Raw genomic sequence first — 15,329 nt, forward strand, 5'->3', positions numbered from 1 at the left:
CTCCTATCCGATAATGATGTCTGCCTTGGCATACTGCAAGGTATCTGCTTTCTTGGCTTGGTAATTGTTCAAGCTGACCATGAGGGTCAAGGGACCGATCCGTCCAATAAACATGAGGACCATGATAATGCCTAGTCCTGCTCCATTTAAGGTCGAGGTTACATTGGCGGTCACTCCCACTGTCGCTAGAGCGGATACCACCTCAAAGACCAAATAAATAAAGCGTTGGCCATCCGGTGTGACCAAACAGATTCCTAATAGACCTACTAAGAAGGTCAACTGGAAAATCACCGCCGTCCCAAAGGAACGTTGAACAAGGTCCGGTGAAATTGTTCGTTTGCCTAGGTTGGTATGTGGTAGTCCCAGCAATTCCTTGCGAGCCAAAAGGACCAAGACCAGGAAGGTGGTAATCTTCATGCCCCCTGCTGTTCCACCTGGAGCTCCACCTAGAAACATCTGGAGGATATATACAAAGAGCGTCACTGGCCGGACTGTCGTATAATCCAGCGAGGCAAAACCAGCTGTTCGCATGCTAACGGTTTGGAAGAAGCTGACCAAGACCTTGTCTCCGAAAGAAAGGGACCCAATGGTTGCTGGATTATTAAACTCTGTCAAAAGACTGGTCACTGTCCCAAAGAGAAGGATCGCAGCGGTTAACCAGAGAACCACCTTGGTATGAAAGCGTAAAGTCCTTCGTCCTGATTGGTTACGGGCCTTAGTGGCGAGGTCAAACCAAACCATAAAGCCCAAGCCCCCTGTAATAATCAGGGCAGACAAGGTCAGGTTCACCAGCCAATCGGTCTGGAAGCTCATCATACTATCGCCCCCAAAATTATCAAAGCCCGCATTACAAAAGGCGGAAACCGCGACAAAGATGGAGTTAAAAATCCCATGGCCCCAGCCGAAGCGAGGAATGAAGCGAATCATAAGGAGCAAGGCCCCCAGTCCTTCGATGGTAAAGGTGGTAATGAAAATAGAACGGACAAAACGAGCCAAGCTCTGGTTATTGCTAAAGCCAAAGCTATCCCGAATGGTCTGCCGGTCCTTGTAGCTGAGCTTTTGACGACTTTCCATAAAGAAGAGACCGATAAAGGTCAAGATCCCCAGGCCACCGATCTGAATCAAGAGCATACAGATCAACTGTCCCCAGGCATTATAGGTCGAAGCCACTGACTGGGTAAAGAGCCCCGTTACACAGACCATAGAGACTGCTGTAAACAGGTGGTCGATATAGCCTGCTGTTGAACTTGCTTGCTGGACAAAAGGGAGACTCAATAAGAGGGAGCCAATCAAGATCACCAAGGCAAAGCTAAGAAAAATCCGTCTTGCCGGAGACAGGCTTTTAATCTTGGACTTCCATTGTTTAAAAAATAATTTGACTAACATAGCTTTATTGTATCATAAAAAGTGAGTAGACCTACAAGTGATGAACCATTTCTAGGCACAATTCTAAGGCTTTCTCGAATGCTTCAGATCCCCAGTCACGCTGGTCATAATTTTCCAGGTCTGCAAGAGAATCTGCGGTAAATAGGAGCAAGCCCCAGACCGCATCACGAAGCTGGGCTACTGCTGCCAGTGAGGCGCACTCCATCTCCACAACACTACACCCTTCTTCCATGCGATAGGCCACCTTATCAGGCGTTTCTCTATAAAAGCCGTCCGTCGACCAAGTCATGACCTCTTGATAGGGAATGGACGCTTGTTTTAGAACCCTTTCAATGGCAGTCAGTGCGCGACGATTCACTTCTATATACCGAGAAGGTGCCACATAATGGTAACTAGCTCCCTCATCTCGCAAGGCCTTGGTCGGAATCAAAAAGGCATTTTCTTCCATGTCCACCAAGACGCCACAGCTACCTGACGAAATAATCTTCTTCACCCCGTAGCCTATCAACCAATCCATGAATTGGGCAGCAGGGGCAGATCCAACTGGCGCTTGGGCCAAGCAGATTTCCTCTCCTTGATGCTCCATGACATAAACCGGATAGGTCTTGGTAGCTGAGACAAAGCTAGCTACTTGTTTGGCTCCGACAACTTTCGCGAAGCGATCAATCTCATCCTCTAAGAAAGCATAAACGCATTTTTCAGGCAAGTGTACATCTAGCCCCTCATGGGTCGGCATAATGACTGCCTGTGGGTTATCGTCGAACTCTAAAATCGGAATGTCATGCTTATGAATCATCGTTTCTCCTTTTTGACTGGTATTTCTTTGATGACACGGGCTGGGTTTCCTCCAAGGACCACATTGTCTCCAAAGGACTTGGTCACGACTGCCCCAGCTCCAGCGACCACATTGTCACCCAGCGTCACACCAGGAAGAATGGTGACGCCTCCTCCTGCCCAGAAATTGTCCCCTATTCTAATCGGTGCGCCATACTCCAGACCAGAATTGCGCTCATCTGGATCCAGAGGGTGCAAGGGCGTCAAAAATTGGCAATTGGGACCGATCATGGCATTCTTTCCAATGGTAATGGGACATACATCCAACATGGTCAAATTGTAATTGGCATAAAAATTTTCTCCCAGATGGATGTTGACCCCATAATCCACAAGAACTTGACGATTGAGATAGAGGTTTTCACCGGTAGAACCAAACCACTCTTTGATAATGCTTGCCCCTTTTTTAGGGTCCGCCTCTTGGTTAAAGGCCTCTTGTTTCTCCCGAGAGGCTTTTGCCAAAGCCCGTAATTCAAGGTCTCCGGGTCTATAAAAGTCACCTGCAATCATTTTTTCATATTCACTGGCCATAAGAAACCTCCACTTGATTTTGACATATTATAGCAGAATTCCCCCTTTTAAACAAACGTCAGAAATAAGGTTTTATAAGAAAAAGATCATAAAAACTTAAATACACTTAATATCACTTGCATCCGCTTACAAAACGATGTACAATAAAGGCAAGAACAGCAAGAAGGAGCGAATTCATGTACCAGGAACAACGGCTCGAAAAAATCCTAGAACTTTTAGAAGAGCGAAAACAGCTATCCGCTAAAGAAATGGTCGATTATTTCAAGGTCTCAAAAGATACTATCCGCAGAGACTTTGCCCTTCTGAGCCAACGCCAGCTGGTCCGTCGGACCCATGGTGGACTTCTTCCCTTGAACAAAGAACCTGGACCTTCTTATCTAGACCGCAGTCAAACAGCTAACAAGGAAAAGACAGCCATGGCTCAAAAGGCCCTGCAATTGATCCAAGATGGACAAGTGATCTTTCTCGACGTTTCCACCTCGATGACCCTGCTTGCTGGCATGCTGAATAAGGAAGTTACGGTCTATTCGCATTCCCTTGACAATGCCATCCAGCTCAGTAGCCATTCCCAGGTTGACGTTCATCTCTTAGGCGGGAAATTCTACCCTAAAAACCGCTTCTACTATGACGCGAATCAAGCACACATACTGGACAATCTTCGCTTTGATCTTGCTTTTTTTGGAGCGAGTAGCTTAGCCAATGGCGAGGTCACCTTTGAGGATGCTGAAGACGTTGCAGTCAAGTCTCTCGTTTTTGAACGGACTCGTACCAAGGTGCTGGTGGCAGAAAGTTCTAAATGGACGAAAAACGGAAACTACTATCTCGCTCGGCTCAAGCAATTTGACTATTGGGTGACGGATCAAAAACCAAGCCCTGACATCCTTAAACTGGTTGGGAGCGAGACCACCATTCTCTATTAGGAGGTAAGCGTTATGTCTCACATTCGTCTCATCATCAGCGACATCGATGGCACTATCTTAAATGATCACCATCAGATTGATCCACAGTTAGCAGCATTGATCCCGGATTTGAAACGCGAAACCATTCCTTTCGTACTGGCCTCTGCTCGCTCTCCAAAAGGGATGGCTCCCATTGCCAGAGAACTCGGTATAGAAGACTGCCCCATGGCCTGCTACAATGGGGCCTTGATCCAAAAAGGAGAGCAAGTTCTTTTCGAGCACCCTTTGGACAAGACAGAGGCCCGGAACTTTATTGACTGGGCCAACCAACACTTTCCTCAGGTTTCAATCAACCTCTATAGTGGAAAAGACTGGATGACCGACCACCTTGACCAATGGAGTCAAGAGGAAGCCCGGATTACAGGAGAAAAACCTCTCATTCTTCCCCTATTGGATCCTTTGCTGGATGCGACAAAGCCCCTTCACAAATTGCTCTTAATTGGAGAGCCAGAAGAGATCCAAGCTCTCTATCGCACTCTTTCTGCCGACGACTTCCCTTCTACCGCCTTTTATCTCTCCAAAGCCAACTACCTAGAAGTCACAGCTAAGCACGTCTCTAAAGAGGATGCTTTGGTTGAGCTCGCCAACCACTACCACTTGAGCTTGGAAGAAGTCCTCACCATGGGAGATAACTTCAACGACCTCCCTATGCTCAAAAAAGCAGGCATCGGGGTCGCTATGGGCAACGCTCCACAAGAAGTGAAAGAGGGAGCGACTGTCGTGACAAAGACCAACAATGAAAACGGGGCTGGGCAAGCAGTTGAAACCTATGTGTTGATTTAGAAACATAAATAAAGTGACTAGCTAGTATTTTTACGGATAAAAAATATAGTAGAAATGCCGATAAAATAAGGATTCCTGCAAATTTGTAGGAATCCTATTTCTTTTTATATAATTTGTATATTAAACCTATTTTATGCATATTTCTCCTGTTTGATTTTTTATCAATAACTAGGGATATAAAAACCAACAAAACCCTTGATTATTATACCGTTGACAAGTTTGTGAAAAATCGGTATGATAGAAAAAAGTTTATTAAAAAGGGGACGTATTTTGAAAAAATATACTATTTCACGTAAACAAACTTTAACTTTAGCTTCCGTTGTTTTAGGAACTGTCTTCACAGGAACGACTATTGCTTCTGCTGATGACGTTGCACCTAGCACAACCCAAGCCGCTCCTGCAACTTCTACAGAAACAAAATCACCTATCACGGCTGCAACAGAAGAAATCAATGCCAAAGCCAATACACCAGTTGTTCCTGCTGATAAAGCAAAAACCGGCGATGTCATCGCTGTGGACGTCAAGAAAACTGGCCCATCTGCTAAAACAGACGGCGCAGACACAACCACTACTTCAACAGCAACCATCAAAACGACTAGCTTAGCCGATCAAGACACACCTGTTGGCACTTCAAAACCAGTGTCATCTTCCAAGACAGCTACATCAACTAAGGAAACAGCTGACTACACTGAGACAACAACTGAAACCGTCAACAAAACAACTGTAGTCGAAGTGACAAAAGAAGCAGATGTCGTCAACAAAAAAGAAGTCCAAGGAACATCAGACATCGTCTTTGTCATTGATAAATCAAGTTCGATGGATTCTCACATCAAGGATACGATGAAGAATATCGAGACCTTTGTTCGTAATCTTTCTGCTAAAAATATTCAAGCTCGTTTAGGGTTGGTTGAATATGAAGACTCAAAACAACAAAAATACCACGATTTTAATGGATCAAAATTCACAAGTGATCCAGAAAGCTTCATTTCTGCTCTGAAAACTATCAAAATCTGGGGTGGTTTTGAAGATGCAACTGTTCCATTGCACCACATCGCTACTTCAGAAGACTACGACTGGGGATCTGGTGCAAACAACCATCGCTTTGCTTTCCTCATCACAGACGAAGACATTGATATTACACCATATACACCAACCAAAGAAGCGACACTGAAGGCTCTTCAAGATGCTGGTATCTCTTTGACAGTGGTTGGTGAAACACGTGATAAAAAAGACTTTGATCCATTGGTCAATGGAACAAATGGTCTTTACCTAGATATCCGCAAAAATTTTGGTGACTTGTTGAACGTTCAATTTGCCAATAAAGTGGTTGAAACCGTCCAAAAAGGTCGTGTCTTCAAGGTACAAACAGACAAGTATGAGTTGATTTCAAAAACTCATCGCGTGGCGAAAGCAAAACCACAAACACCTAGCATCCAAACGCCTGCAACACCGACTCCTACTCCTCAAAAACCGGCTGTTGTAACACCTGCGAAACCGACAGTCTTCACACCAGCTAAAAACGAGCCTGTGAAAACAGAAGTCTATATCGCACCAGCAGCTCTTCCTCAAAAAGAAGCAAGTCTTCCAAATACAGGAAGCACGACCTCAACTGCCTTGACAACTCTTGGCATTGGTCTTCTTAGCATGGGTGCTTCCTTTGGTCTCTCTCGTAAAACAAAGAAAGACTAACGTTAACAAGCCTAATCCGTTGATTGGGCTTTTTCGCTCTGTCCGAATGATTCCTGTTTGCCATTCTCATTAGAAAGTAGAAATCTTCAGCTTCTACCAAAAGATTCTTGTTCTCCACTATGATATAATGGGGACAGTACAAGGGAGGGAACCTATGTTACAAGAACTAGCCTTTACAGGCCAATGGCGACACTATCAAAAACGCGTTCTCGATAAGAGTGACGCTTTTATGGCGGATGGCCACCTGCATTTGGTGGCGGCTCCTGGCTCTGGAAAAACAACCCTGGGAATTGAATTCATCCGGCGTTTTGGTCAGCCAACCCTGATCTTAGCTCCTACGGTCACCATTCGTCAACAATGGGTCGACCGGATTATCCAGGCATTCTTGAAAGATGAAGGCCAAGCGGAGCACTTGATTTCGCAAGACTTAAAACATCCTAAGCTGATTACTGTGGCTACCTATCAGGCCCTACACAGCGCCATGAACCAAGTCGTTGGTCAATCGCAAGCTGAAGATACCGATGACCAGGCAGAGATTGAAACCTTTGATTTTAAAGGCTTTGATATCTTTACTACTTTCAAAGCCATCTCACTTGGGACCCTTTGTTTAGATGAATGTCACCACTTGCGCAATGAATGGTGGAAGAGCTTAGAAGCCTTTCGTCAAGCCTTCCCTGACTTAAAGATGATCTCCTTCACCGCTACCCCTCCCTATGAAGGAGACCCTGCCCTCTGGGATCGCTATATCCGCATGTGTGGTGAGATTGATGAGGAAATTACGGTTCCCGAATTGGTCAAGGAAGAGACCCTTTGTCCTCATCAAGACTATGTCTACTTTGCCTTTCCAACCAAGGAAGAGCAGGCTCAGTTGGATGCCTTTAGCCAACAAAAGAACACTCTCTTACAGCAACTGACTTCAGACCCCCTCTTTTGTCAATACCTGCAATCTTGTCAGGCATTATCAGGTCAGATTAGTGATGATGAGTTGCTCAATGAACCCAAGTATCTATCTGCTACCCTGATCTTTCTTCGGAGCAAGGGAATCGCCTTTCCCCAACGTTTCCAGGACCTTCTAGGAGCCAAAAAACTTCCTGCTTTTACTCTAGACTGGCTGGAAATTCTCCTGCAAGGTCTGCTCTTTCAGGCCCCTCACTGGTATAATCTACCAGAAGAATACGAAAAGCAACTCCTCCAAGAATTAAAAGCAGCCAGCTTGATCGATCGAAAACAAGTCAAACTGGTCCGCAACAAAAAACAAGACCTCCTGCTGAACCAATCTCTTGGAAAACTCAATGCAGTTCGAGAGATTTTCAAGGCGGAATACCAGGCTCTTGGAAGCCAACTGCGCCAACTGGTCTTAACAGACTACATTCGCCAAGACTTTGAAGTTCATCTAGGAGACAAGGAGGCCCAATTCACTCAATTGGGAGTTCTCTCGTATTTTGAATCCATTCGCAGAGAAAGCCTAGAGCAAGCTAGTCCACCTGCCATCGCTGTCCTAACAGGTAGTATCTTCATCATCCCGACAGTTGCTAAGCCAAGACTAGAAGAGCTTCTAGGTGCGAATCGGCTGACTTACCAAAGTGTCGGCCAATTATCCCCTGATGACTTTCTCAAGGTTCGCTTGGTTGGCTCTCAACATGACTTGGTGACAGCTGTGACCCAACTCTTTCAAGAAGGGCACATCCAAGTCGTGATTGGAACCAAGTCTCTTCTAGGAGAAGGCTGGGATGCTCCTTGTGTCAACTCCCTGATTCTAGCTAGCTTTGTCGGGAGTTTTATGCTCAGTAACCAAATGCGAGGTCGTGCCATCCGAGTGTGGCCCCAAGATCCAAACAAGACCAGTAATATCTGGCATTTAGTCTCTATCAATCTTTCCCTAAAGAAATGGTATGAAAAGTCAGATCTTGAAAAGGAAGAGATCGAAGCCATCACTGATCAGCTGAAAGAATACAGTCCTGATCTAGAGCTTTTAGAGAGACGGATGAAGCAATTTTTAGGCCTCCACTACAAGGAACCCTTCATCGAATCTGGTATTGAACGTCTATCCTTTGACAATATCCGGTATACCAAAAAACACTTAGATAAACTGAATGAAGAAACCTTAGAGCGCTCCACTCATCGTCAAGAACTCAGAGATGGCTGGCAGAAAGCCCTTCCTATTTCAGAGAATATGGAGATTGCAAATGAGGTCCAAGTGGACAAACACTTCCTACCTCTCGCCCTATTTTTTGATGCAAGAAAGCTAGCTCGATGGCTTACGGCCTGCGCTTTGACCGATGCTTTCGCTAACCTTATATACTATTCACATAGAGGAGGAAGGAATACAGCTTCTCTGATTCTTCTCTTTTTCTTAGCTGTTCTCGCACTCCTTGCTTGGTTGCGCTACTATCTCTATAAGAGTCCTTACAAACGCTTAGAAGTCTTTGGCCAAGCTATTCACCAAGCCCTGCTTCTTTCAGGACAGATTCAAACCCAGGAAACCCGAATCCAAGTAGTACGAGACAGAAAGGATGCTATCAACACGCTGATTTATTTGAAGGGCGGAACCATGCGGGAGAAAGAACTCTTTTCGCAAACCATGATCGAATTTTTCGCACCCATTGAAAACCAACGTTACATCCTGAAAGCACAGGAAAAAGTGACCGATCAGACAGAATATTTCGCCGTTCCAAGTCTCTTTGACAAACGAAAAGAAGATGCGCAAGCCTTTGTTGAGCAGATTCGAAAGAGCTTAGGTAAGTATGACCTCATCTATACCCGAAGCGCTGAAGGCCGTGCTATTCTTTTAGATGCACGCATCAAGGCACTCGCCAACAAACAAGAACGCACCCTCACCAAGAAGCAAGTGATGTCGAATTTGAAATAAGAATTTATTTCACTAAAAAAGTCTAGTAGGTTCATTTCTACTAGACTTTTTCGTTATTCCATCACAATCATAGCCTTAATGGTCTTGCGTTCGTCCATATCTTTATAGGCTTGATCAATCTCGTCCAAACTATAGCTATGGGTGAAGACGCGTCCTGGATTGATGTCGCCATCAAGGACAGCCTTGAGCAAGAACTGTTTGTCATAGGTGGTAACAGAGGCTGCTCCACCTGCCACTGAAATATTTTGGGCAAAGGTCGAGCCAAGCGCACGATTATTGTAGTGAGGCACACCGACAAAACCTAAACGCCCCCCATTGTGAAGGACCCCAAGGGCTTGGTCGACAGCTGCTGCCGTACCAACACACTCGAGAGCGGCATCTGCTCCTCCTCCAAGGATTTCACGGACCTTGGCAATCCCTTCTTCTCCCCGCTCAGCTACGACTGCTGTTGCACCAAATTCCAAAGCCATTTGTTGGCGGTCTTCGTGACGGCTCATGAGGACAATTTGCGATGCTCCTCGCATCTTAGCAGCAATCACAGCACATTGCCCCACGGCTCCATCTCCGATGACCACGACTTTGTCACCCGGTTTCACATCTGCTACACGCGCTGCATGGTAACCCGTCGGCATGACATCTGCTAGCGTCAAGAAGGATTTGAGCATGGCTTCGGTATAATCAGACGGTTGCCCCGGGATTTTGACGAGAGCCCAGTTGGCATAGTCGAAGCGCATGTACTCCGCCTGCACCCCGTCAGACCAGTTGGTCCCAATATGGCGGTCACAAGTCCCGTCATAGCCCGCACGACAAGCATCACACTCCCCACAGCCATGGGTGAAAGGGGCGATCACAAAGTCACCCGGTTTGACCGTTGTAATGGCCTCACCGATTTCTTCCACGATCCCAATAGCTTCGTGACCACTATTTTGGTGGCCTGCTTTAATATCTGGATTGCGGTAGCTCCAGAGATCAGATCCACAGACACAGGTGCGAACGATGCGGAGAATGACATCATCTGGTGCTTCGATTTTTGGTCGCTCCACTTCTATTAGACCCACTCGCCCAGCTTTTGTATAGACTGTTTTCTTCATAGGAACAACCTACTTTCTATTGCTTACTTAACTATAGTATACACTTTTTCTTAGGCTTCTGCTCCTATAAACTCTTCATTAATGCTGGTGATCATGTCCATGACTTTGACTGGCTTCCAGCTCTTCGACATTGCGCTTATGGGATCGGTGGGTTGCTAGGTCTTCATCCACCTCAATGGTGACATTTTGAAACCCCCTCTCTTTGAGCAAGTCTCGAATGGATTCTTTACAAACTTCCATATGTTTGACATGCTCCAGACAAACATGGACGATGGCATTTTTCTCCAAACCATCCATGGTCCAGAGATTAAGCTGATTCACACTGGCCACATGGTCCAATTGCTCCAAATCACTCTTGACTTGCTCGATATCTACTCCTTCTGGCACAGCATCCAAGAAAATCTTGAGTGTAGACCAAAAACGTGGAATGGCTTTTGATAAGATAAAAAAGGAAATGACCAGCGACAAGAGAGGATCTAGGATATACCAATCCGTAAATCGGAGGACAATGGCCATCAGGATGACGGCGACCCAACCCAAGGTGTCTTCCAAAAAATGCAGGCTAAGAATCGACTCGTTCTTTGTTTTTCCATTACGAACCACTAAACTCGCTAGCACATTGATCGTAACCGCAATGATTCCTAGCCAGAGGATGCCTTCATTATTGACAGGTTGGGGATGAAATAGTTTCGTTAGATTTTCCAAAATGATAAGAACTGATCCTGTCATCAGAATCACCGCCGTTATCAAAGCTCCTAGAAGACTAAATCGTTTGTAGCCCAAGGTGTAACGACTATCCTCTTCACGATTGGAGATTGTTTCTAGAACGGCTGATACCCCAATTGCAACTGCATCTCCTAAGTCATGGACTGAGTCCGCCAGAACCGCACTAGAACCAAATACTCCACCAGCGATAAATTCGACAATAGCAAAGCTTAGGTTCAAGAAAAAAGCCAGCCAAACAGCACGTTTTGAACTCAATTTTTTACCTCCTTTAGTATATGGTATAATGGGAGTAAAATCATTCCTTTACTATTATTATCTCTTACAACGAAAAGAAAGGATAGAAGCAAACCGTTCGCTATGTACATTACTGAACAGTTTGTTCACATTGTCTATATGCCAGTTCAAGATCGTCGCATCACCAAAACTCGGAAAGCTATTTATAATGCTTTTTTACAATTACTCAACAAAAAAGACTACGAGACCATCACGGTTCAGGAGATTATTGACTTAGCCGATGTAGGGCGTTCCACCTTTTACAGCCATTATGAAAGCAAAGAGTTACTACTGGATGAGCTCTGTCAAAAGCTCTTTCATCATCTCTTTGAGCGTGATGAACACCTCTCTCCACAAGACTACTTGGCTCACATCTTTCAGCATTTCAAAAAAAATCAAGACCATGTAAGCAGCCTCTTGCTCTCCAAAAACGACTATTTTATCCGGCAACTGCAAAAGGAACTGGAACACGACGTCTATCCCATGTTAGCAGACGAACTGATTCAATCACACACCAAGATTCCTCACTCTTATCTCAAGCACCTGGTCGTCTGCCACTTCATTGAAACGATCAGCTGGTGGTTGAAAAAGGGGAAATCTTATAACGAGCAAGAAGTGGTCCAGTTTTATTTGGAGATACTGCACGCAAACTCTAAATGAACCTCATGTTATCTAGAAAGGACTAGCTTTCATGTCTACCTTACAATTTTATTTCCTCTTTCCAGCGTTCTTCATGCTTCATGAACTGGAAGAAATCATATGGATGCCGTCTTTTGTCAAAAAAATATCATTACAAATTCCATATAAACAAATCTTCACTTTTTACACCCCTTTTGCTTTCAATGCCATTGTCATGGAGCAACTTTTACTTCTAATGATAACACTTTATCTTAGTTACCAATTTAACAACTATACCATTTACACAACCATTGTAATCGCTTATATCTATCATGTGTTCGGACATCTTATTCAGACAATTGTTATTCGAAAATATGTGCCTGGATTGCTAACTGGCATTTTTACGAGTTTATTTTCTCTATACTTTCTTAAAAACAAAATCCCAATCAGGCTGTATGGCTACTCTTTCATTACTTTAGCTCTTATCTTTATAAACCTTGGATTATCATTTGTGGTACTTTCTAAAATGAGTCGTAGACCTTGATATATAATCCTCATATCCAAAATCTCTTTTTGAAAGGAAACAGTATGTTCTTCTCCATGCTTCTTAGCATTGTTACAGCCTTCTTAGCCCTTGCTTTTGCTCTTCTTCATTTATTGGCTAGCCTTTCAGAATTAAGAAAGGGCAAGGATACTCTAGGAAATGGGCTTCTTCTTATCGGAAGTAGCCTTGCGACCTTATCTCTCATCCTCTACTTCTTCTTGCCGATTGTCGCACTATCTCTTTGGCTGATTAGCTGTGGGTTGATTTGCTACGGAGCCTATTGGAATGGCAAGCAGAAAGAACACTTCAACCCAGCTCACCATGTCATCCGATTGGGAATTGCTCTGGTAATCACTATTTTATTAGCCCTCATATAAGAAATAACTCAAGTTTTATCAATGAAAACTTGAGCTTTTTTAGTCTTCTATACATCATCCAAAACTGCTATGCCTTTTACGGTTTATCAAATACAAAAAACAAACGCCAAAAATGACGTTTGTCTTCAATCTGAATCACTTTTAAAAAGTTATTTTTTTGTTTAATATTTAGAAAACCTCTACTTCCACAAACCACCTAAGATTTGTTTTTCTAACAAATCTAAGTCCTCTTCTCTCATTTCGTCATTGTCGCCAATTATATATAATTGAGCAAAATAAGCTAACAAAGGACCTACACAGATGCGAGCCATTTGAGGAATGGTTAATTCAGGATCAACACGTGGATCTGCCAGCAATTTCTTGTGAAGTGTATGAAGTTTATCCTGGATAGTATTCCAGATAAACTTCTGTTCATTTCTTAGTTGATTATTAGAGAATATTTCATGAAAAATGATTTTTATCAGGGCACGATTTTTTTTGAGATAGCTCATTCGATTATGGACAAAATAATGAACTTTTTCTTCTGTCGTTTCAAAAGTTAACAGTTCTTCAAAAAAACTTCCGAATAGTCCTGGAACCACAGGGTGTAGAATAGCCGTTAACAAATCGTCTTTCGTTTTAAAATACTTAAATAAGGTAGCCTGACTGAGTCCAGCATGCTCAGCTATGTGAAGGGTGGAGGTGCCATTATAACCCTTGGTCGAAATGAGATCCACTGCCGACCGCATAATTTTTTTCTTCCCTTGAGGATAATTGGATTCCTCTAAGAAATCTTCAAACGATTCAAAAATAGTCTTATCCATTGAACAGTCATCCCTTTTAGTATTTTTTTGTGTTTTTCTTTATACTTTACGGTAACGGCGCAAGCCTACAATATTAAGTATTGTCAAGATGACAAGAAAAATCAGTAGAAGGCCGATATTTGGCAAAATGTCTCCAATGCCACGTCCGTAAAGAATAATCTGACTCATTGCATTACCTGAGTAGGTCAATGGCAAAAATTTTCCTACCGTTTGAGCCCAGTCTCCCATCGATGACAATGGAATAATTCCTGAGAAAAAGAGCTGCGGCATAATGACAAGAGGAATAAACTGCATCATTTGGAATTCTGATTTCGCTAAGGTAGACAAGAGAATTCCAAAGGCCAACGCCACAAGAGCCAGTACTACATTAACTATTATAACATGAAATAGATTTCCGACAACTTCTACATCTAATAACCAAATGGCAGCTAGGACTACGACTGCTGTTTGAAGAATCGCAATGAATCCGTAAGACAACATGTAACCATAAACGATTTCAGAACGTTTGACTGGAGTCGCTAATAAACGCTCTAGTGTACCACTGGTACGCTCTTTCAAAAGTGCCATACCTGAAATCAAAAAAACAAAAAAGAAAACGACAAAGCCTATTAAAACTGGAATCATACTTGTAAAAAAACTTGTATGTTCATCACCATACTGGTAGGATTCCTTGATTTCTGGTGCTTTTGCCTTCAAATTCAATTGTGGAAGAGCTTGTTTGACACGAGCCATTAGTTGATTACTTCCTTCACTGGCGATACTCGTCCGCAATACTTGTCGAGTCATAGATGTTTTAGAGGCATCTGTATTAGCATAATCTACCTGATATTCACCGTTTTTATAAGAAACCACTGCATCTACTTTTTCATCAGCTAAGTCTTTCTTCGCTTGATCGATGTCCTTGTAAGTCTGTACACTAACATGGTCCAGATCATCCATTTTCTTCACCAGACTAGTTGGAAGATCTTGTGTTGCTAGTTTAATATTCACGGCTGTACTAGCCGAAAACATGAGATTCATCAACCACATAATAAAGACGGGTGCTACAAACATCATGGCAAGAGTTCGTTTGTCACGAAGCAATTCTTTCATCACTTTTTTCGCAATAGCTAAGGTTCTCATCTTACTCTCCTTCCGCCTTCAAAAAGACTTCTTCAATACTTGAAACACCATAGCCTTTTTTGAGATTTTTTGGTGTATCAAAGGCAATGATTTTTCCACCTAACAAGAGCCCAACCTTATCCGTCAGTTCTGCTTCATCCATCACATGGGTGGTGACTAGGATTCCTACCCCCTTGTCTCTGAGTGCCATCAACTCTTGCCAGATTTTCTTTCGAAGCGAAGGGTCGATTCCAACAGTTGGTTCGTCCAAAATCAAGAGTTGCGGATTTCCTAAAAGCGCAATGGCTAGCGACAATCGTCGTTTCATCCCTCCCGAATAACCAGATACTGCTTTGTTTAAATGCTCTGTCAAATCGACTACTTGAGTTACATGGGCAATATCATCCTTTAAGACTTTTTTTGATAGGCCTTTTAGCTGACCGAAAAATTCCAAATTTTCTTGTCCTGACAAGGCTTCATAAAGAGCATCTGATTGAGCCATATAGCCTATATTTCCCAAAACATGACGATTGGGCATGGTATGGTCTAAAACTAAAGCGATACCGCTATCCGCCTTTTCCATTCCTAACATGGTTTTAATCATAGTTGATTTACCAGCACCTGATGGACCGATTAAACCTATGATTTCTCCAGGCTGTACATCAAAACCAACGTGATCTAAGACCATTTGATGACCAAAAGATTTTTCTAAATCTTGTAAATGTAGCAATGTTTTCATTTGCATCCT

The 15,329-nt window shown here is 43.4% G+C and carries 15 protein-coding genes; 7 read left to right on the forward strand and 8 right to left on the reverse strand.

Going from position 1 to position 15,329, the window contains the following annotated elements:
- Window positions 1-3: 3 nt before the first annotated feature.
- From AB4X21_RS08495 to AB4X21_RS08505, 3 genes are read right to left on the reverse strand one after another with little or no spacing between them, the layout of a single operon-like run.
- Entirely contained in the window at window positions 4-1,386 is a 1,383-nt protein-coding gene (locus AB4X21_RS08495; protein WP_369087813.1) for a TrkH family potassium uptake protein, read from the reverse strand.
- 31 nt (window positions 1,387-1,417) lie between these two features.
- On the reverse strand, window positions 1,418-2,182 hold the full coding sequence (locus AB4X21_RS08500; RefSeq protein ID WP_369087814.1) for a nucleoside phosphorylase: 765 nt from the start codon (window positions 2,180-2,182) through the stop codon (window positions 1,418-1,420).
- The gene (locus AB4X21_RS08505) at window positions 2,179-2,748 is read right to left on the reverse strand and encodes a sugar O-acetyltransferase (protein ID WP_369087815.1); all 570 of its coding nucleotides are present in this window, start codon (window positions 2,746-2,748) and stop codon (window positions 2,179-2,181) included. The genes AB4X21_RS08500 and AB4X21_RS08505 overlap by 4 nt, the downstream gene beginning before the upstream one ends.
- Before the next feature lie 176 nt (window positions 2,749-2,924).
- On the opposite strand from AB4X21_RS08505, the gene AB4X21_RS08510 reads away from it, so the two are divergent.
- From AB4X21_RS08510 to AB4X21_RS08525, 4 genes are all read left to right on the forward strand, one after another.
- A complete protein-coding gene (locus tag AB4X21_RS08510; RefSeq protein WP_369087816.1) occupies window positions 2,925-3,668 on the forward strand; it encodes a DeoR/GlpR family DNA-binding transcription regulator in 744 nt (247 codons plus the stop codon).
- 12 nt (window positions 3,669-3,680) lie between these two features.
- Window positions 3,681-4,490 (forward strand): Cof-type HAD-IIB family hydrolase, encoded by an 810-nt coding sequence (locus tag AB4X21_RS08515; RefSeq protein ID WP_369087817.1) that lies wholly within the window; start codon window positions 3,681-3,683, stop codon window positions 4,488-4,490.
- A gap of 270 nt (window positions 4,491-4,760) precedes the next feature.
- Window positions 4,761-6,179, forward strand: a complete 1,419-nt coding sequence (locus tag AB4X21_RS08520) for a vWA domain-containing protein (RefSeq protein WP_369087818.1) — start codon at window positions 4,761-4,763, stop codon at window positions 6,177-6,179.
- A gap of 154 nt (window positions 6,180-6,333) precedes the next feature.
- Window positions 6,334-9,048 carry a DEAD/DEAH box helicase family protein gene (locus AB4X21_RS08525; RefSeq protein ID WP_369087819.1) on the forward strand — a complete coding sequence of 905 codons (2,715 nt, stop codon included), beginning with the start codon at window positions 6,334-6,336 and terminating at the stop codon, window positions 9,046-9,048.
- A gap of 53 nt (window positions 9,049-9,101) precedes the next feature.
- Here the strand turns inward: AB4X21_RS08525 and AB4X21_RS08530 are convergent, their stop codons facing one another.
- Window positions 9,102-10,139: an alcohol dehydrogenase catalytic domain-containing protein gene (locus AB4X21_RS08530; RefSeq protein ID WP_369087820.1), complete on the reverse strand. Its 1,038-nt coding sequence runs from the start codon at window positions 10,137-10,139 to the stop codon at window positions 9,102-9,104.
- Between the two features lie 78 nt (window positions 10,140-10,217).
- Complete coding sequence (locus tag AB4X21_RS08535) at window positions 10,218-11,120, reverse strand: cation diffusion facilitator family transporter (RefSeq protein ID WP_369087821.1); 903 nt, start codon at window positions 11,118-11,120, stop codon at window positions 10,218-10,220.
- A gap of 138 nt (window positions 11,121-11,258) precedes the next feature.
- On the opposite strand from AB4X21_RS08535, the gene AB4X21_RS08540 reads away from it, so the two are divergent.
- From AB4X21_RS08540 to AB4X21_RS08550, 3 genes are read left to right on the forward strand one after another with little or no spacing between them, the layout of a single operon-like run.
- Window positions 11,259-11,798, forward strand: coding sequence for a TetR/AcrR family transcriptional regulator (locus tag AB4X21_RS08540; protein ID WP_369088376.1), 540 nt, complete (start codon window positions 11,259-11,261; stop codon window positions 11,796-11,798).
- Between the two features lie 31 nt (window positions 11,799-11,829).
- Window positions 11,830-12,300, forward strand: a complete 471-nt coding sequence (locus AB4X21_RS08545; protein WP_369087822.1) for an HXXEE domain-containing protein — start codon at window positions 11,830-11,832, stop codon at window positions 12,298-12,300.
- Between the two features lie 44 nt (window positions 12,301-12,344).
- Window positions 12,345-12,677, forward strand: a complete 333-nt coding sequence (locus AB4X21_RS08550; protein ID WP_369087823.1) for a glucuronide permease — start codon at window positions 12,345-12,347, stop codon at window positions 12,675-12,677.
- Window positions 12,678-12,856: 179 nt separating this feature from the next.
- Here AB4X21_RS08550 and AB4X21_RS08555 read toward each other — a convergent pair whose 3' ends face one another.
- From AB4X21_RS08555 to AB4X21_RS08565, 3 genes are read right to left on the reverse strand one after another with little or no spacing between them, the layout of a single operon-like run.
- Window positions 12,857-13,480, reverse strand: coding sequence for a TetR/AcrR family transcriptional regulator (locus AB4X21_RS08555; RefSeq protein ID WP_369087824.1), 624 nt, complete (start codon window positions 13,478-13,480; stop codon window positions 12,857-12,859).
- A 39-nt stretch (window positions 13,481-13,519) separates the two neighbouring features.
- Window positions 13,520-14,602, reverse strand: coding sequence for an ABC transporter permease (locus AB4X21_RS08560; protein ID WP_369087825.1), 1,083 nt, complete (start codon window positions 14,600-14,602; stop codon window positions 13,520-13,522).
- Between the two features lies 1 nt (window position 14,603).
- Window positions 14,604-15,320, reverse strand: a complete 717-nt coding sequence (locus AB4X21_RS08565) for an ABC transporter ATP-binding protein (protein WP_369087826.1) — start codon at window positions 15,318-15,320, stop codon at window positions 14,604-14,606.
- Between the last annotated feature and the right edge of the window lie 9 nt (window positions 15,321-15,329).

The organism is Streptococcus sp. CP1998, assembly GCF_041026655.1.
Classification (GTDB): Bacteria; Bacillota; Bacilli; order Lactobacillales; family Streptococcaceae; genus Streptococcus; species Streptococcus dentalis.